Origin of the sequence: Niastella vici, from assembly GCF_002077945.1 — a bacterium.
Lineage (GTDB): Bacteria > Bacteroidota > Bacteroidia > Chitinophagales > Chitinophagaceae > Niastella > Niastella vici.
Genome location: NZ_LVYD01000013.1, coordinates 80,705 through 100,174, shown reverse-complemented (window position 1 = coordinate 100,174; position 19,470 = coordinate 80,705). Strand labels below are relative to the sequence as shown.

Annotated in this window: 11 protein-coding genes; 5 read left to right on the top strand and 6 right to left on the bottom strand. The window is 46.3% G+C overall.

Annotated features, from left to right (window positions below; all coding sequences use genetic code 11):
- The first annotated feature begins 23 nt into the window (after positions 1-23).
- Positions 24-2,681, top strand: coding sequence for a family 10 glycosylhydrolase (locus A3860_RS05905; RefSeq protein WP_081145628.1), 2,658 nt, complete (start codon positions 24-26; stop codon positions 2,679-2,681).
- Positions 2,682-2,764: 83 nt separating this feature from the next.
- Here the strand turns inward: A3860_RS05905 and A3860_RS05900 are convergent, their stop codons facing one another.
- The 3 genes from A3860_RS05900 to A3860_RS05890 all read right to left on the bottom strand — a co-directional run bounded on the left by A3860_RS05900 (position 2,765) and on the right by A3860_RS05890 (position 9,653).
- On the bottom strand, positions 2,765-4,273 hold the full coding sequence (locus A3860_RS05900; protein WP_081145627.1) for a reverse transcriptase family protein: 1,509 nt from the start codon (positions 4,271-4,273) through the stop codon (positions 2,765-2,767).
- A gap of 363 nt (positions 4,274-4,636) precedes the next feature.
- On the bottom strand, positions 4,637-6,298 hold the full coding sequence (locus A3860_RS05895; protein ID WP_081145626.1) for a hypothetical protein: 1,662 nt from the start codon (positions 6,296-6,298) through the stop codon (positions 4,637-4,639).
- Positions 6,299-6,344: 46 nt separating this feature from the next.
- Positions 6,345-9,653 (bottom strand): hypothetical protein, encoded by a 3,309-nt coding sequence (locus A3860_RS05890; protein WP_081145625.1) that lies wholly within the window; start codon positions 9,651-9,653, stop codon positions 6,345-6,347.
- A gap of 279 nt (positions 9,654-9,932) precedes the next feature.
- Between A3860_RS05890 and A3860_RS05885 the strand changes: the two genes are divergently transcribed.
- Genes A3860_RS05885 through A3860_RS05875 form a run of 3 tightly spaced genes read left to right on the top strand, consistent with a single transcriptional unit; the run spans position 9,933 to position 15,445 of the window.
- Entirely contained in the window at positions 9,933-11,396 is a 1,464-nt protein-coding gene (locus A3860_RS05885; protein ID WP_081145624.1) for a DUF3375 domain-containing protein, read from the top strand.
- A 5-nt stretch (positions 11,397-11,401) separates the two neighbouring features.
- Positions 11,402-12,007 carry a DUF4194 domain-containing protein gene (locus A3860_RS05880; RefSeq protein WP_081145623.1) on the top strand — a complete coding sequence of 202 codons (606 nt, stop codon included), beginning with the start codon at positions 11,402-11,404 and terminating at the stop codon, positions 12,005-12,007.
- Positions 12,008-12,037: 30 nt separating this feature from the next.
- On the top strand, positions 12,038-15,445 hold the full coding sequence (locus A3860_RS05875; protein ID WP_081145622.1) for an ATP-binding protein: 3,408 nt from the start codon (positions 12,038-12,040) through the stop codon (positions 15,443-15,445).
- 48 nt (positions 15,446-15,493) lie between these two features.
- Here the strand turns inward: A3860_RS05875 and A3860_RS05870 are convergent, their stop codons facing one another.
- Together A3860_RS05870 and A3860_RS05865 are read right to left on the bottom strand one after the other, a co-directional pair.
- Positions 15,494-16,132, bottom strand: a complete 639-nt coding sequence (locus A3860_RS05870; protein WP_081145621.1) for a hypothetical protein — start codon at positions 16,130-16,132, stop codon at positions 15,494-15,496.
- A gap of 275 nt (positions 16,133-16,407) precedes the next feature.
- Positions 16,408-17,019, bottom strand: coding sequence for a DNA-3-methyladenine glycosylase family protein (locus tag A3860_RS05865; protein ID WP_081145620.1), 612 nt, complete (start codon positions 17,017-17,019; stop codon positions 16,408-16,410).
- Between the two features lie 95 nt (positions 17,020-17,114).
- Between A3860_RS05865 and mnmD the strand changes: the two genes are divergently transcribed.
- Complete coding sequence (gene mnmD, locus A3860_RS05860) at positions 17,115-17,801, top strand: tRNA (5-methylaminomethyl-2-thiouridine)(34)-methyltransferase MnmD (protein WP_081145619.1); 687 nt, start codon at positions 17,115-17,117, stop codon at positions 17,799-17,801.
- 141 nt (positions 17,802-17,942) lie between these two features.
- Here the strand turns inward: mnmD and cysS are convergent, their stop codons facing one another.
- Positions 17,943-19,439 (bottom strand): cysteine--tRNA ligase, encoded by a 1,497-nt coding sequence (gene cysS / locus A3860_RS05855; RefSeq protein WP_081145618.1) that lies wholly within the window; start codon positions 19,437-19,439, stop codon positions 17,943-17,945.
- Between the last annotated feature and the right edge of the window lie 31 nt (positions 19,440-19,470).

Genomic DNA, 19,470 nt, shown 5'->3' with positions numbered 1-19,470 from the left:
CAATACCTGCAAAACTAACCATCATGCTTAAACATTTACAAGTTCTTTTTCTAACCTGTATTCTATGTTTTTCGGGAGTTGCACAAAATGCACCCAAACGCGAATTCAGAGGGGCCTGGATTGCCACATATACCAATATCGACTGGCCCAGCCGCACACAAACCCCGGCACAACAACGTGCCGCTTTACTAACCATTCTTGATCATCACAAAGCCACCGGATTAACGGCCCTGTTTATTCAGGTACGCAGCCAGTGCGATGCCATGTATGCCAGTGGTATTGAACCCTGGTCGGCCGACCTTACCGGTACACAAGGCAAGGTGCCTGATCCGTATTGGGACCCCATGCAGTTTGCCATTGAGGAATGTCATAAGCGGGGTATTGAATTTCATGCCTGGCTAAACCCATACCGCGCCGCAGGCAGTTCAGCCAGCATCCCGGGCTTTGCCGCCAATCACGTTACCAAAACGCACCCTGAATGGTTGCTTAGCCAGGGCACCCTGCGCATCCTCGACCCCGGCATCCCGGCCGTGCGTGATTACGTTACCAGGGTTATCACAGATATTGTACATCGTTATGATGTAGATGGTATTCATTTCGACGATTATTTTTATCCTTCGCCACCCGGAACCGGCGTAACGCCTTTCAATGATGACTCCACCTACAATGCCGATCCCCGTGGTTTTACCGTGCGGGCCGACTGGCGCCGCGACAATGTGAACCTGTTGATCGAAAGGGTGTACGACAGCATCAAAACCATAAAACCCTGGGTAAAATTCGGGGTATCGCCTTCAGGCATTTATCGCAACAGCACCAATCCGGCAATAGGTTCCGCTACCAGTGGGCTGGAACACTATACCTCCCTGTATGCCGACACCCGCAAATGGCTACAAATGGGCTGGATTGATTATTTATGTCCGCAGGTATATTGGTACATTGGCCAGGCCGGCGCCAACTACGCCGTTGTAGTTCCCTGGTGGAATAACAATGCCTATGGCCGCCACATCTATATTGGTTTGGCAGGTTATAAAGTAAACGATCCGGCACAGGGCACCAACTGGGCCAATCCGTCGATGATCCCTAATGAAGTACGGTTGAACCGGTCGCTTTCTAATGTATATGGCGAAGCGGTTTACAATACCAATAGCCTGCGCAGTACTACCAAACTGGGCTTCCGTGATTCGCTGCGTTTATATTTTTATAACAAACCCGCCCTGCTGCCTAATATGCCCTGGCGCGACAGCATTGCACCCGATAAACCTACCGATGTAACCGCTGTTAAATATGGTAACGATTCTGTTGTTTTAAAATGGAATAAACCGGCTGCCAGCGACGAATTGAACAAGGCCTGGCAATTTGTTGTGTACCGGTCAACCAACCCCGTCATTGATACCAGCCCGGCCGAAAACATGCTGTACATTACCACCAACGATACCACTGGTTATACCGACAAATCAGGTACGCCCAACACCACTTATTATTACGCGGTAACAACCACCGACCGTTTTCATAATGAAAGCGCCGCCTCCAATACCGTTTCGAACCTGGCGCCGGTTATTGAATGCCCGCACGATACCATGCTGGTGTTGAACGCCTCCTGCTCGGCCGTATTGCCCGATTTCACGCAGCAAACTGTGGTGCAGGCTTCTTCAACAGTTATCATTACACAACTACCGGCAGCGGGCAGCGTGCTTAATGGCCAACAGGATACACCGATCATCCTCATTGCAACCGATGCCGGTGGTAATGCCGATACCTGTAGCTTCCTGGTAAAAACAGTTGATCACCAGGCGCCGGTTATCAATGCACCGGTACTTACCGTGGCAAACGGCGGCACCATTATACTTTCCACCGATTCTGCTGTCTGTTCTTACACCGCAGGCAACCAGCTCGATATTACGGCCACCGATAATTGTGACGACAGCCTGTTGTATTCCTATACCTTAACCACCAATGGTATTGCAACTGCTCCTGTTCAAAGCAGTACTTTAAGCGGTGTGCTGTTCCCCAAAGGCTCTACCCTGGTTTCCTGGACGGTAGCTGACCATGCCGGCAACGCAGCTGCTTACAGCTATACCATAGTGGTGAACGATACTGAAAGTCCATTGATCACGAATGTATCTGCAACACCCAGCCAATTATGGCCGCCCAATCATAAGTTGCGTGATGTTACCATCGATTATACGGTTACTGATAATTGTGGCGCCGTTGCTTCTTCATTAGCTGTTACCTGCAACGAACAGGGCTTTGGCAACCAGGAACCCGATTGGGTTGTGGTTGATGAACACCATGTTAAGTTGCTGGCCGAGCGCACCCATATTAATAAAGACCGGATATACACTATCGCCATTACGGCTTCCGATAGCGCCGGTAACGCCACTACTCAATCCACGGTGGTTACCGTGCCGCTGTTCCCCGGCCAAGATGATGGCGTTTTAACGGTAAAAGCATTCCCGAACCCATCACCTGGTCGGTTCGTGATCATGACACTGAGCACATCACCCAAGCCATTAAGCCTGTCTGTTACCAACAATGCAGGCATGTTGGTTGAATTAAGGAATGGATTGCCTTCAACCGGCTTATTCTTCCTGGGTAACAACTATTTGCCCGGTGTTTATTATCTCGAAGTAAAACAGGGTAATATTAAAGAGACTATCAAGCTCATCAAGCTGGGACATTAATACTGCTATGCTCTCAAATGAAAAAAGAGCTCCGCTAATAACGGGGCTCTTTTTATGTATGGTTGCTTTAGGTATCAGGTCATTTACACTACATTCCACCAGGGCTTATCATCGTCTTTTTTGGCAGAAGGATCGTTGTTTTGCGCAGGTGGCGTTTGTATATTCTTTTTAGAAGAGGTTACTGCCAGCGGATATTGCAGCCGGTTTGTTTGCAACAGGGTTACGATCGTATTTTGCAAAGCAGCGCCCTGTACCGGTTTTATCATTTTTACAAAATTGGCATAACCGGTTACTGCGCTGGCCAGGTTGCCATGGCCCCATTTGAGCTCAGCGGCATCCTTTGTTTTTAACTGGTGCAATACGGCCCTGAACTGACGTAATTTTTTGCGGCTGATCCCTAACTTTTCATTTACCACCACACCCGTTACTTCCTGACAGGCGCCTTTACGCATAATGCGCACTTTATCGGGATGTACAGTAAAGCCTTCATCGGCCAGCACTTTCTTTATGCGCCATACCAATTGTTGCGCATTGGTAGTTTCATTATTGAATGAGAAAGTGATATCATCGGCATAACGGGTAAAGCTGCATTGGGTTTGTGTGGCCAGTCCCTGCAGGCGTTTATCGAGCTTGTAACACAAAATATTGGTAATGGCCGGCGAGGTTGGCGCGCCCTGTGGCAATACCCGGTTCCCTTTTTGTACAAAATAATTCCTGCCATCGATCTCCACTTCTTCTGTCACTGCTTCGGTACACAACAAAGCCATGATCACCGCTATTTTCTCTGCAAATCCTAATTGTTGCAATAGCCCTTTTACCCGTTTGTAATGGATGGAAGGAAAGAAGTCCTTTACGTCAATATTCACCACTACGCTTTTGCCAACATGCGGTTGTGCATTGCTGATAATAGAACGGTGCAGCGCAAAGCCGTGCACCGCAGGGTGAACCGCAATTTTATTAAAGATATTCTCCAGTAACCAGTACTGTACCTGTTTTAACCGGGGCATGGGCGCAGAGATCAGCCGTTTGCCACCCGATTTTTTAGGAATATAAAATTTACGGTAATGCGATACGGTAGATACTTTCCGGTTGAATGATAAAAAGCGCAGTTCTTTTAAAGGAATGCCAATGGCGTTGGCAAGTTCATTTTCATTATTAAAAACCGGCAGGTTATGTTTTTGTAAAGCCGCCAGGTTATTATCGGTATTGTTTAACCCAACCGAAACGCCTTCGCCCAGGTAAATGATCGCTGTATCCTTTTTCTTTTTCCAGGCCTCGGCTCTTTCAAGATGGGCCAGCTCTTTTTTCTTTTTATTTTCTTCCCGTTTTAACCGGCTTTCTGCCATCCGCTTCAGCCGCATTTCTTTTAATACAGCTTCCCGGTTCTGGTATTTCCGCTTTTCTTCGTACAGCTTATTCAACTCCCTGTTCAGCTCCACTTCCTTTTTTATCAGTAGCTCGGGAATAGTTGGTCCATTTTCATCTTTGGCCCAAAAGCCCATACGCTTCATTTCTTCGAGTACCACTTCGTCTTTTGAACTTTCGCGGATGCGGTCGTATAACTCCTGACGGATGTTTCTGTTATCTGCCATGTTGGGTGAAGAAAAGAGATCATGTTTTGACAGAGGGAAGCATGCTGCCTTCGTGCACACCAGTGACCAGATTAATCAACGCAAGGCATATGGGTACCAGTGTGCAATTAAGGCACATAGTGCCAGTCCTGATAATTGCACACTGGTACCTATATGCCATAGTAAAGATTACATTTGGTGATGCATGAAATATTCATGTTGCATGAGCGACGAAACATCGCTCTTTCCTTTCGGAAGCAAGGTGCATGTAATTTTACCCTCTGTCAAAGAACACGAAATGCGGTTAACAAATATAGATTCCTATTTTTTAATTTCTAAATAAATCCTGCTTTCTTTTTTTATTTCTTATTCACGTTTGCACCATCACTTGAATCCATTGTTCACTCTCGTTTTATTGAACGATTGCCTGATGGCCAGCATATGTTCGCACGGCCCTTTGTATAATTTATTTTCTATATAAAAACTGCAATCACAACTGGCTGCTCTCATCTTTTCATCGGCATCTATCTCCATTTTGATGTTATAGGTCTTACGCTTACCCTTTACATTACCCGATAACTGCATACCGCCATCAGCCAGTGGCTGAGATGCATATTGGATTTCCAATGTTCGCAAGATCTCCGCAGCATCTGCTTCACGCGGGTTATCGAATCGAAGTTTTTCAAACGGCAATGGTTCACGGCTCAATTCCCGCAGGCGGTAAACATTCCGGTTAAGGTCATAGATCACCCGGCCGGCTTGCGTATAGGCACTTAATGCTCCGGACACCTTCGCTGCTTCTATATTCAGTTTTTGTGCTAATTGCTGCGATGTGCCAAACCAGTCTTGCTGCATGGCAGCAAATACTTTTTGCTTGGTGGCATCATCTACTTCGAGCCGCGGCGCCAGCAGATCAAAATTGCCCGCATGGCTCCAGTCGTTGGTCGTCCAGCCGCTTAACCCTAAGGTAAAATTCATATCACCCAGGTCGGCTATATAAAATGAAGGCAGCCCAGTGCCCAGTAAATGAACAGTGAATCTTTTAGCTACAGGTATCAATCGCTCCAATATCAGCAGCCTTCGCCTTCCCCAGGTCCTTACTTCCTGCTTGGCGGGTCCCATATAAATGCTGCGGGCACAAATGATCTCTTTTCCCCAGGGTTCCAGAATAATTTTTACAGGATGACCGGGCTCCAGTACATACCGCAATGATCGCGGACCTCTTTTTTCTTTAAAGCGGCGCAGCAACAAACAGATATTATAAACATCCATCGGGTGCAGGTCGAATTGAATGGTAGGCAGGGTCATGGCACTGCTTACCTGTAAAAAACCGCGCACCCAGCTATCGGGCAAATCGATCTTTACTTCCTTGTATTGTTCTTCATGTGTGGTTTGCACCGTAAAACCACTGGGATCAACTTTTAATTCCGTTTCCTTATAATCGCGGATCTTCTGGAATTCTTCATACAATGCCGATGAATAATCAACATTGGTGGTGCCGCATTTATAATCGTCAATTTCCTTGAACACATTGTAATTGCAACCCAGCTTGCCGTATGTTGATTCGTCCTGGCTAAAGCATTCAAAGAACAGCTCATCGGGATGAATGGTGATAACGGGATCCAACACAATCCATGCTTCGCGGTTCTTTTCGTATAAATAATTGAAATATTTCTGCCGGGCTTTATAAAAAGGCGCCAGTAAATTTTCTTTCTTTGTGCGCACTTCCGTGAGTTCGGCCTTAATTTGTTCAATGCGGTTATTGGCGGCACTGGCATCGTACCCTTGCATAAATTCGGCCAGGAACAACGCTTCATTTTGCGCTACCCATTCCTTGTAAGCGGTTTTGTCTTTTGGTTTGAACCGCAGATCGCTTACCACCACATCGTGCAGGGCAGAGATAGCTTCGCGAAACGACAGCTTTTTATGCAGCTTGCCTACAAACCAGGCGCTTTCCCGAAGGGTATCGGGCGCAAACGACAATCCCGTCTTATGCGATGTACTCGTTACAGTACTATTACCGGCAAACTTATAATTGAATAACATGAATGGCTGTTTATAAAAGGATCAGATTTTTTTAGTTGTCACCGGTTCATGCCCTCGTTTCAATTTCTTTCACCACCAGCGGGCTTTCCACCTCATACAACGACTTCAATTGCAACAGTACTTCAATACATTTTGCCTTATCGCCAATGGCTGCAATGGCACTCACATCCGATAAAATGGCGCCGATCGCTTTGGCGGCAGCTTCCGATTTGCGGCCTTCGGTTAACAGGAAATGGTAGATGCGGTTTTTGGCAATGCGGCTTTTATTTACCCGCGTTAATACGGAACGGAAATAAAATTCCAGCGTTTGTATTTTCTCCACATCATCGGCAGCAAAGCGTTCCAGGTAATTAGTCGCGAATAACTGCATACGTTCGCTGGGGTGCTGGCTCAGTTTCAACAGGTAAGTAGTGCCGCGTTCACTCACAAAGAAACGGGTGATGAGCTCGCGGCCATAGGCCTCAATATCGGGTTTAACTGAATCGGCCAGCGAAATAAGCGCCTCGGGCGTCCAGTCATCTGCGGTGAACTGTTCCCTGAAGTATTGCATGGCAAACTGCCGCGTATCGGCCCACTTGCTGTCGAGCAATTTAACTGCCGCATCCTTTTCGAATTTAACGCGCGATACCTGCTCTTTAAAGAATTTCCAGCACCATGACCGTACGTTAAGGTTTTCGTGGCCGCCCAATGCAATTACCTGGGCAATGGTCAATTGGGCCGGGTCGGTATATTTTTCAAGAATAACAATACCTACATTTTGTGCCGCGGCATAATTGCCGTACAATAAATTCAGCGCCGTTTCTTTATTAGCGTTCTGCAGGTAATCGCTCAGTTCATTGCATAACAGGTTGCTGATGTCGTCATGCGCGCCTTCGCTGGTTTCTTTTCTCAACAGGTAGGGCATCAACAGATCGGCTGCCTTTTCGCCAAAGGAGCGGTCTTTTTTCGCCATGCGGGCTATTACCGGCGCCATTCCCCGTCGCACATCAGAAAAGGAGGAAGTACAGGAAACTATGATCTCGTCTGTATATTGTAATAATATTTCTTCGGGCAGTTCATTCAGTAATGACAATCCCATTTCGCGAACCGGAGCGTAGCTGTGTTGCAACAAACCAAACAACAGCGAGCGGTTCAACTCCTTCAGATCAAGTTGTTGTTTCTTTAATAACTGCAATCCGAACAACAGTACCGGTGGCACCTCATGTTGCAGCAGATCGCTTATTATTGAAAGCGATATATGTTGCAGTTCATTCTCAAATAATGTTAACAGGGTAATTGAAGCGCGATTGATGATCTGTTCATTCTCGCTGCTCATGGCCCTGTAGTCCATCATCTTCGCAACAGCTTTGCCTGCGGCCACTGTTTTTATCTCTGCATTGAGATTGCCACTTTTAATGAGTTCATTTGCCCAGTTCGAGATATCGGCATCGGCCACAAAGATGAGGTCTTTGATAAAATCACTCTGCTTCAGATAGTATTGCTGATAAGTGATAGTCCATTCCTTTCCCTTGTTACGGGCATCGGTATTGCGGGAGTTAAGCAGAGCGATCACCACCTCGGGGTCGGCCTGTATGCCGGCGAATTTTTCTGCCGTTAATCGCAAGCCAAAAGCAGCCGGTATATCGAATGGCGACTGCAATAAGTTTATACAATCATACTTATTCAGCTTTTCTTTGATCTCGTTCCAGGCAGGATGCGCGATCAATCCGCCCTGTGCAAATTCATGGATCTCATCCAGCGCTGCTTCCATCAGCAATTGAACATATGCCTGCGGCAGCTTGTTCCATAAATGCAGGAACGGGGTTCCATTTTCATTGACGGCGGCGACCTGCTGTTCGCCTGCTTTTTGTGGAAGGGGTTGGCCTTCTTTCTTCTTACCAAAAATACCCGAGATCTTTCGCAACAGTCCGCCTTCTTCTTTTTTGTTACTGGCAGCGGGTTGCTGTGGTTTGGGCTGGCTGGCTAATAATTCCTGTTCTGTTTTTAGCCGCCATACCTTATTACCGATCAATAACAGTTCGGGGTGTTCGCCACTTAATATGCGATGCAGGAAAACAGCGTGCGCATTTTGCGGATACCGTATTTCCGTGCGGGCATAGTTGCGGCCATTCCATCTGTAATCGGAGGTAGTGTAGGCTTCTTTAAAATCAAGTTCTCTATTATAAGCGATCAGGATACCGGTTGCCAGCTTCACATAATCGAGGCTATCAATTTGGCCATACATTTGCAATCGCCGGTTTACGCGCTGGCGCAAATACAGCCTTGTTTTTTGTGAATAGGCCAGCCGGCTGCTCTTCTTACTCAGTTCAATATGGGGGTTAACATATTCCTTCACCTGGGCCACATAACTCTTACTTACCCGGTTGTTGACGGGCATCAGATGCCTGAAGAATTCCGGTTCACGCTCAAACCGCAAGGTCAACAGGCTGGTGGTCTCAAAATCATCCAGCAGTTCGGCCAGTTTGAATACCGCGCGTATATGTTTGAAATAATTTGGTTTTAAAGGTACCTGTAATAATATCCGCTTTACAAGGGGATAAAAAAATTCCTGTTCAAGCGATATTAAATAAAGGTTCTCCAACCAGTTGTATTGCGGTTGGTGCTGGGCGATCCTTTCCAGCAATAAGCCCTCCAGTTCTTTTCCGGAGTTTAATGCGCCTTTTATAGGTTCGGGTAAAGAATTTATATACCAGGCAAGATGATCTTCTTTTGCTTTTCCACTCAAAAGAGAAAACAACCCTGCGCCCGCTATGCGGCTGATCACCGGTGATGAATGCTCGTTGAAGATCTGCTGTAATGCGGGGATGGCTGCTTCGGTACCACAACGCGCCAATGCCCAGGTACAACTGTATTGGTGCACCGCATCGCCGTTGTTATATAATTTGATAATGTATTGCGCCGCTTCGGGTATTTTATATTCACCGGCTTTCCAAATGATGCGGGAAAGCTTCCAGCTGGTTTTGTATGAAGTGGTAATACCCTGTACGGCATTGTATAATCGCTGCAGAATACCTTTGGTACGCCCCGGCGGCATTGACATCCAGTTGGTGCCAATGGTAGTAGTTTCATTAGCCAGCTTGAATGTTCCGGCTTTGGGAATGGAAGAAACACCGCTTTCGGAAGCTGTATAACCTTTTGAAATTTTTTCGCTCTCTATTTCATCGAAGATCTTTTCTGCATCGGGCAGGGAAACGGGCACCGGCGTTTTGCTGCCCTCTTTTAATTTTGCATACCTGCGACCATACCTGAAATTCACCACATATTTATCATTCCCTACATCGCAAAGGTCGATCTCATAGACTTTATCGGAATTCCCTTCCTTAAAATACAGAATACTTTGTTTAACAAGGCGCATGGATAAGCTACAAATTAGAGTGAGGTAAGATAGAGAAAATCATTTAATAAAACCAAGCCTGGTTATTTTTAATATGTTATTCTAATTAAAGGTGAATATAACAATTGCTATTCGATCCGTTGGCGAAAGAAAGTCACAATGACACACCCTCATGTAAGTGGGTAAAATAAGTGAAAGAATTTATACACATACGGGGAGATATTGCCCGGCGGAATTTGAATAATTGCCCTATTTTAGATGGTTGTATTAACCTGAAAACACTCAACAGGAGCTGTGAACATGAAACAGGAAGAACTTTTGTATTTATTGACTGCCAGTCCCGCCGTACTAATGCTCCGTTCACGGAGCGCCCGTTGGTATTTACCATTTTTATATCAGGTTTTCAAGGAAGAGAACCGTTTTGTTATTCCCGAAGACACATTAATACAATTATTAACAGAAACCCTGTCGCACCAGGAAGACGGGACCGAGGATTTTGAAGAAGCCAAAATTGTTTTCGGGGAAGATGAAGAAACCCGCAGCCGCAAATACATTTTAAACTGGGTGCAAAAAAGAATTTTGCAGGACCTGCAGGATGCTGAAGGCAATATTCAATACCAGTTGAGCGCACATACCGAAAAAGTATTTCAATGGCTCATTTCCCTGCAGGCGCGTAATCATGTTGGAACCGAAAGCCGGTTCAAGCTATTGTTCAACTCGCTGCAGGATATTGTTGAAAAAACGGAAGACGACCGGCCCCGCCGCCTGCAAATGCTGAAAGACCGCCGGGCCGAAATTGATAAAGAGATCAAAGCCATTGAACTGGGCGTGGCTCCCGATAACTACAGCAATGCACAGGTTCAGGAACGGCTTGAACTTTTTACCCGCCTAAGCTACGAGCTCATCAACGATTTCAGGGAAGTGGAAGATAACTTCAAGCAAATTCACCGCGCCATTGTTGAACAGCATACCAAGGCCGAACAGAACAAAGGCGCCATCGTTGGCTTTGCCTTTGCTGCGTATGATGCCCTGCGTAACAGCAACCAGGGTAAAAGCTTTTATGCCTTCTGGGACTTCCTGATCTCCCGCGCCGGTCAGCATGACTGGAAAGAACTGACCGAACAATTGCTGGAACTGTTGAAAGACCGCGGTATTGAAGCTGATGATCAGTTCCTGCAAAACATAAAATCGCTGTTGTTAGAACAGGGTAAAACCGTTTACGACGCCAATGATAAAATGGCCGAAAAGCTTAGCCGTATTATTTCTGAAAAAGAAATCGCCCGCCATAAGCGCCTGCGCCAGCAGATCGGCAATATCAAAGAACTGATCTTCGACCTTATGGATGAAGAAGTGAATGCCGGTATTTCGCTGGATGAAGGCGTTGAAATAAGAATGCTGATGGAACGGCGGCTGCTGTTTGAGCAAAAGAAAACGGCTGTAGCAGTAAAACAACCTTCAGCAGCCAGTGAAAAGATCACCGATCCCGAACGGTTCAGCCGCATTGTAAACACCACCCACATTGATAAAAAGAGGTTGTGGCAAAAAGTAGAGCACGCCCTGAAAGAAAAACAAACTGCCACCCTGAAAGAAGTGCTTGAACAACAACCGCTCGAGAACGGTATTGCCGAGATCGTAAGCTATTTTAGCTTTTTACGCGATAAAGCAAGCCGGGTTCAGGTGATCCATAATACCAGTGAGCATATTCCGTTAAATGAAGCCGCCACCAAATTTGTAGAAGTTCCTTATTTATTATTTAGCAAATAACTAATATGAGCGCCCAGCAAAGAATATTACCCTATACATCTGTATTTATAAAACTGCTGAAAGGACCCGTTGAATATGTTGAGAAAAGCACCTGGGAAAAATTGATCCAGTACAAGGTGGAGCTAACCAGCTTTCTGCTTCAACTGGGATTAGCCCTTGTACTCGATGAACAGGATGGCTATGCTTACATAAAGCATTACCCGTTTGAAGAAGACGAGAACCCGGTAAGCTGGATACAAAGAAGATCGCTCACATATGAAGAAAGTGTAATGTTGGTGCTTTTGCGCGAAATGATGGCCGAGTTTGAAGTAGGTGAAGCCACCAACCGCGAGCTCATAAAAAAACGCCGTGAAATAAAAGAGTATGCCGAGTTGTTCTTTAAAGAAAATGCCAGCCGGGTTAAGTTCCTGAAAGAAATAGACCGGTTGATTGACAAGGCCGAAGAAAATGGTTTCCTCGATAAAACAGAGCATAATGACCTGGCCGATGAACAAAAATTCCGCATCAGGAAGATCATCAAGGCCAAGGTCAGCAGCGAAGAGCTCGACCATTTTTACCAACAACTGGTACGGGTAAAAGAAGAGAGTGTAGAGAACAAGGCAGAAGAGTAAACCTTACAAAAAAACTGATCATTTATCATTATGCAGTTAAGCGTTTTTAGTACTGATAGTCAAAAGAGCGGTTTCCGGTTACAATACATGGAGATCTTCAACTGGGGTACCTTTGATGATGTGGTGCACAGCATAAGGCCCATGGGTGAAACCAGTTTGCTTACCGGCGCCAACGGAAGCGGTAAAACCACTTTTGTGGATGCGTTGCTTACCCTCATTGTTCCCGAAAAGCGATACCGCTTTTATAACCAGAGTAGTGGTAGTGAAAAGAAAGGCGACCGTACCGAAGAAACCTATGTAATGGGCGGCTACGGTTCAATGAACAGCGAAAGCACTGGTTCGCTCAAGACCCTGTACCTGCGCGAAAATAAAGAGGAGGCCTACAGCATTCTGCTGGCCCATTTTGCCAATGAAGCCGAGCAAACCGTTACGCTTTTCCAGGTGCGGTACTTCACCGGCGGCGATATGAAAAGGCTTTTTGGCATTGCCCATAAACCCCTGCGCATTGATGAGGATTTTAAACCGTTCGACCTGAACGGCCACTGGAAGAAATCGCTCGATCAGCGGTATAATAAAGGCCCCCGCAAACAAATAGAATGGTTCGATGCCGCCAGTAAATATGCCCAGCAACTGGTGCATGTGCTGGGAATGCAAAGCGTACAGGCCTTGCAGTTGTTCAACCAAACAGTTGGTATTAAAGTACTGGGTAACCTCGATGAGTTCATTCGCACTCATATGTTGGAACCGCGGAATATGGAGGAATCGTTCCAGGACCTCAAAAAGCACCTTGCCACCCTGCTGGATGCCCGCCGCAATATTGAAAAAGCGGAAGAACAGATAAAATTATTGCAACCCATAGAGCAACACTTCAATGCCTATAACACTTTAAAAAAGGATATTGATGTAACCGAACAACTGTTGCAAACCGCCCGCATCTGGAACAGCTACACGCGTAATGAACTGCTGCACCAGGCCATTGCAGAAAGCGACGCCACCATTACAGACACGCAGCAAAAACAACAGGTTGTAAAATTAACCTACGATCAGCTGCAGGAAGAAGAGCGCGTAATAAAGAACCAGATAGATCAGAACAAAGCCGGCCAGCGCATGCAACAGCTCGAAAAAGACGCGCAGGAACTGGAAATTGAAAAGCACGAAGCCACGGAGAACCTCGCCTTATTCACCAACTGGTGCACGGAGTTGCATATAGAAGAAAAACAGCCGACCGATGAAGCCAGTTATCACCGCATACTAAAAGAGGCCAACCGCAAAAACCTGGAGCTGGACACCAAGCAACGCATCAATGAAGAAGATGAATACGGCGCCAAACGCAACAAAGAGAAATGGGAGGCAGAGAAAAAGAAAGTGGAAGAGGAGCTGAATAACCTCATACATAGCAAAAACAATATTCCGGGCAACCTCATCGCGGTGCGAAAGCAGTTGTGCGACGCCCTCAACATTGATCAAAATGATCTTCCTTATTGCGGGGAGCTGATGCAGGTGCGAACCGATTGTATGGAATGGCAGCCCACGCTCGAAAAACTGTTACGCGCCTTTGCATTGCGATTGCTGGTACCCGATAAATACTATAAAAAAGTAAACAGGTATGTTAACAACAACCACCTGGGCATTCGGCTGGTGTATGAGCATGTGATGGATAACCCGCTCATGCAAAATCCCGAGCCCGATACCGTTGTTGAAAAGCTGGAATTCCACCCTGATAATAAATTAAGCCAGTGGGTTGAACAACAGGTCATCACCTTCTTTGATCATGTTTGTATCAATGATGAAAAAACCCTCGACCGCTACGACAAGGCCATTACCCTGAACGGACTGATCAAAAACAAATCGCGGCACGAGAAAGACGACCGGTCGGGCAAAAATGATCCTTCCAAGTATGTAATGGGCTGGAACAATGAAAAGAAAAAGGAATTCCTGATAAAGAAGCGGAACCAGGCGGCCGACCAGGCAGTGAAAGCCGGTGAAACGTTGGAGAAATGCAAACACAAAGATGAACGGCTGCAAAAGCAATTCTATGCCATTACCCGCCTTCGCGAACACAAGGGTTTTGCCATTCTCGATATTGCCGGCATTCAACGCAACATTCATAAAATACAGGAACAGATAAACGGCTTGCGCAAAGCCAATAAAGAACTGGACAACCTGAAAGCGCAGCTGTTGGATATTCAACAAAAGAAAGACGAAGCGGAAGAACAACGGGGTCAACTGCTGATTGAAGAAACCCGCCTGAAAGACCGCATGCAGCAATATCAGCAGCAACAGGAAGCCTTACAGCCTTTATTGCAACACATCAGCGAAGGCGATAAAGACGGGTTACTGCAATTTCAGCAACAACAGGCTGCTTTGTTATCGGAGATCACCCTGCAGAATATTGATGAAGTGTATGAGGGCCTGAAGCAAACCAATACACGTTTGCACGAAAAGCAGAAAGATGAGCTGCACCGCGAGGAAAACCAGTTGAACAAATGCATTAACCGGATCAAGAACCCTTCCACCGAATTAAAAACCAAATTCTCGCCCGAGTGGGATGGCGATGTGCAACACCTGCCCGAAGACGCGGCCTATGCCAATGAATACATCGACTGGCTGGCTAAGCTGGTGCATGAAAACCTCCCCAAATACAAACGCGATTTCGAGAGCTACATCAACGATACCATCACGTACAAGATCGGCGGACTGAATGAGGAAATGGAAAAATGGGAGCGTGATATCAACAACAGCGTACAGCGCCTGAACCAATCGCTGGGTGGCATTAACTTCAACCGCCTCCCCGATACGTATATTCAATTGGGTAAACGCCCCGTACCTTCGGGAACCGATATAAAAGAATTCCGTGGCCGGTTACTCGACGCCTTACCACAAGCCGCCAACTGGCAACAAAGCACATTTGAAGAGAAGTCGAAACATTTTACCCAGAAAGTACAACCACTCATCGATGAGCTGGATAAAAACGAAAGCTACCGCAACAAGGTAATGGATGTGCGTAACTGGTTCGAGTTTTGGGCCGATGAAAAATTCCGCAATACCGATGAACTCAAGAAAACCTACCGGCAAATGGGGCAATTATCGGGTGGTGAAAAAGCACAGTTAACCTACACCATTCTTTGTAGCGCCATTGCATACCAGTTCGGTATTACGCGCGAAGGGAAGAACAGCCGCAGCCTGCGCTTTATTGCGGTGGATGAAAGCTTCAGCAACCAGGACGAAGAAAAAGCCACCTACCTCATGGAATTGTGTAAACAGCTTCACCTGCAATTGCTGGTGGTAACCCCCAGTGATAAAATAGCGATCGTGCAAAATTTCATTGCGCATGTGCACCTGGTGCAGCGGGTAAACAACCGCCACAGCGTACTGTACAACATGACCATCAAGGAATTAAAAGAACGCGTTGAGGAAGTGAGTGCGGTGCTGGAATAAGCAGCAACTTATTGGGTCCTCAATACGCGAGGACCCAATAAAGTTGTATTAAAAGCTCATCTTCAATCCACCTGATATAATGTATTTTCCATAACCGGCTTCTACAAAAAATCCGCCATGTTTGGTAACATTGAACTGGCAGCCAAGTCCTACCTGGTAAGCCAGCGAAGTGCCATCATCACCATCTGCCGCCTTCGATCCGTCTGAGTTCAGGTATTTCGCCTGTCCGGTATTGATACCAATGGCCGTTCGCGTATAAGGCATTATCTTTTGCGACATGCCCATATAGCGGGTAAAACTCAACAACACCGCCGTATTGGTTAAACTGCCGGTAAAGCTTTGTTCGCCACTGTTGTCATTGTAATACGGCCGGCTCACCTTGCCATAATTCACCATTACGCCAATGGCCATACGGGGAGTAAAATGATAATCAATATTGGCAATGATGGGGCCGGTTTGGGTAGTGCTGCCGTGATAATAGTTATAAAAATCGGTGAGCAGGTATTTGTCGAGATTGGGAAACCCATAGCCGATAGAAACATCCAGCGTGGGTTTAAAATTCTGGTATTCCTCCATACGGTCACGGCGATATTGCCTGTTACGGCCCCAGCCGCCGCCACCATACTGGGCATTGCCGGCATAGGCGCAAGCCATCAGTATGAGCCCTAATAATATTCCTTTACGCATATGATTTTTGCATGGGAAGCCAGTTCGCGCAAAAGGTTTAAAAGGCGGGGGTGTCAAATGCGCCTTTTACAATCCAATAACAAAGCGGGAATACCGGTTCAACGCTTGTTTTAGCAGGATCAATGTGCGTTCAGGATAGACCAGGAAGCAATTTGGAAGATTTCTGATTTCGAGATTTTGAGATTTCTAGATTTTGGGATTGGGAATTTCGTTATTACCCTGAAGTCATGCGATTTTTTTTAAATCCCTAAATCACGAAATCCCGCAATCAGCAATCACTTCAATGGTGGCGGATTATCTTTCCATCGCCACAAATACATGCAGGCATAGGTTCTATACGGGCTCCATTTTTTTGAAATGCGCAGCATCTCTTCTTTGAATTGCTTTTTATCGGTACGGTCGAGTTTGTACAAACCGATCATGGCATTTTGAATACCCAGGTCATCAAGGGCAAATACATCGGGGCGGGCCAGCGCAAACATCAGCAGCATTTCAACCGTCCAGCGGCCAACACCTTTTATTTGTGTGAGGTATTCGATCACTTCTTCATTTTCCATTTTGTGCAGCTTGCGGTGGTCCATACCCTGCTCCAGGGCAAAGCGCGCTACATTCTGTACATAGCTCACTTTGGCATTCGATAAACCGATGGACCGTAACGTTTCAGGCGCAGTGGCTATTATTTGTTCGGGCGAGGGCCCTTTTCCTTCGTACAAATTCAGGAACCGCTGATAAATAACATCAGCGACTTTGGTCGATAGCTGCTGGCTCATGATAGAAGCGCAGAGATACGTGCATACATTCTTCTGCTTTTTGAGCGTGAAAATGCCGTTCTGCTCAACCAGCTTTTTTATTTTTTTGTCTTTGCAAAGGTGTAAGGTGTGTTCCATCGTCAAATGGTATTTGGGGGCAAGGTATTGCGAAGGTTGCTTTAGTGGTTACGATTTCCTGCTTTCTTTGCAATTTACCCGTTAATTTTGTTTCTATGCAACGAAATTTGATCGTTACAAAAGATGGTTCGCATTCCGTGTCCATTCCGGAATGGGAGGTATCTTATCACTCGGTACATGGCGCCATAAGGGAATCGTTGCACGTATTCATTGAAGCCGGATTGCATTACTGGTTACAGCAACATGCCACTGCCAGCCGCTGTGTGGTTTTTGAAATGGGGTTTGGAACCGGGCTCAATGCGCTGCTCACCTTACTGGAAGCGGAACGGTTACAACGGAATATACAATATGAAACGGTAGAGGCGTATCCACTGGAAGAGTCAATGGTTCAACGATTGAATTATTGCGATACCCTGCAACAGTCTTTCTGGAAACCTGTATTTGAATCGCTTCATACCTGCGGATGGAATAAACCTGAGCTTATTTCCCCTTTCTTTTCTTTTAAAAAAGTGAATGCCTTTCTTACTGAGTATGCTGCGAGCGAACCGGTTAACGTCATTTATTACGATGCGTTTGCCCCGAATGCGCAACCTGAATTATGGACCTCAGCAGTGTTCAAACAATTACTGCAAATGCTGGCGCCTGATGGTATTTTGGTGACCTATTGCAGTAAGGGTGATGTACGCCGCGCCATGCTATCGGCCGGGTTTCAGGTAGAAAAAATCCCTGGCCCACCGGGAAAAAGAGAAATGATAAGAGCAAGCCGGCAGCTGAACGCTTAAGGCCGAAAGCTTAAAACTATACAACAAACTTCAGGGAAAGCAACTGTATGCGCGTTAAAAAAGCGCATCACCGGTTATAGTAATGCGCTTTTAAATATGCTTCGTTCTGTCTTTCGAATGCTGCCTTAAGCATTCCGCTTTCTACGCAAACGAATAACTCATGCCGCCATCCTTTTCATCTTTTATCAAAATGCCCAGCTGTTGCAACTGCTGGCGGATCTTGTCGGAGGTAGCATAATCCTTTCTCACCTTCGCTTCTTTCCGTATTTCTATCAGCAGCCCGATCACGCCTTCCAGCTTTCCATCTTCCTTTTCTATATCGCCTTTAAACCCGAGAATATCTTCCATATAGGTTTTAAAATACTGCTGCAGTAATTGCATGGTATCGGCGCTCAGGGCATTGGGTGCAATATGTTTATCCTTTATGGAGTTGATCACCGGCACCAGCTCAAACATATTGGCCAGCACCTTGGCGGTGTTAAAGTCATCATTCATGAACTCGTCCAACTCCAACAACAACTTCTTTATCTTTTCATCGAGCCCGGCATCACCGGGTGTTGATTTCAATTCACTCACTTCAAACTTACCTAATGCCTCATACGCTTCCCACAGGCGTTTCAATCCTTTTTCTGAAGCCTGCAACGCTTCGTTGCTGAAATCGAGCGTGCTGCGGTAATGGGTTTGCAGTATAAAAAAGCGAATGGTTTGGCCACTGTACGCCTTTTCAAGCAAGGGATGCTGGCCACTGAACAGTTCTGTTAGCTTGATCACATTGTTATAGGCCTTACCCATTTTACGGCCGTTAATGGTGATCATGTTGTTATGGATCCAGTAACGGGCGGGCACATGTTTATTGCAGATAGTGCTTTGAGCAATTTCGCTTTCATGGTGTGGGAACTGAAGGTCCATACCTCCGCCATGAATATCAAATTCGGAACCGAGGTATTTGCTGCTCATGGCCGAGCACTCGATATGCCAGCCGGGAAATCCTACACCCCAGGGGCTTGCCCAACGCATGATGTGTTCGGGCGCTGCCGCCTTCCACAAGGCGAAATCCTGTTTGTTATGCTTTTCTTCCTGCCCTTCCAGTTCGCGGGTTGTCTCTAACAGGTCTTCCATTACCCGGCCACTGAGCTTGCCATAGGGATAATGCTCTGCATATTTTTTCACATCAAAATACACCGAACCGTTCACCTCATAGGCATAGCCTTCCTCCATGATCTTTTTTATCATTTCTATCTGCTCTACAATATGGCCGGTAGCGGTAGGCTCAATGCTGGGGTCAAGGTTGTTGAGCTGCTTCATACCCCAATGAAAAAGGTTGGTGTATTTTGTAACCAACTCCATGGGTTCCAGCTTTTCGAGCACGGCTTTCTTCGAGATCTTGTCTTCTGCTTCGCGTCCTTCTTCTTCAAAATGGCCGGCATCGGTAATATTGCGAACATACCGTACCTTATAACCAAGATGCATCAGGTACCGGTAAATGACGTCGAAAGTCACATACGGCCGCGCATGGCCGAGATGGCTTTCCCCGCTTACAGTGGGGCCGCACACGTACAGGCCCACATGGCCAGGGGTTATTGGTGTAAATACCTCTTTTTGCCTTGTATATGAATTCAGGACTTTCAGTTCACTCATATAAAATCATTAAATCAGTCTGATGATTATT